Genomic DNA, 380 nt, shown 5'->3' on the forward strand with positions numbered 1-380 from the left:
GCGCAACGCCTTCGTCCGGATGTTCGATACCGTAGGCCTTCTGGATTTCACGCTTGATGTCAGCAACCATCGCGTATTTAACCGGACCAATACCGCCCTGGTCTACCGGGGTGTTACGCCATGCGTTGTGAACGAATTCGGAGTCGACGGAAACGCCAACAACTTCTACGCCGCGCTTCTGGAATTCTTCATAACGTTTGTCAAAGGCGATCAGTTCAGACGGGCAAACGAAGGTGAAGTCCATCGGCCAGAAGAACAGTACGGTGGCTTTACCGTTGGTGTGCTGTTTGAAGTTGAATTTCTCAACGATTTCGCCGTTACCTAAAACTGCTGCTGCGGTAAAATCCGGAGCCTGACGAGTTACCAGAACCATATGATTC

Annotated in this window: 1 protein-coding gene; it reads right to left on the minus strand. The window is 51.1% G+C overall.

Going from position 1 to position 380, the window contains the following annotated elements:
* The coding region (locus FJV41_RS56835) for a redoxin domain-containing protein (protein ID WP_220138095.1) at positions 1-380 on the minus strand (380 nt) is incomplete at both ends.

Source organism: Myxococcus llanfairpwllgwyngyllgogerychwyrndrobwllllantysiliogogogochensis (assembly GCF_006636215.1).
Lineage (GTDB): Bacteria > Myxococcota > Myxococcia > Myxococcales > Myxococcaceae > Myxococcus > Myxococcus llanfairpwllgwyngyllgogerychwyrndrobwllllantysiliogogogochensis.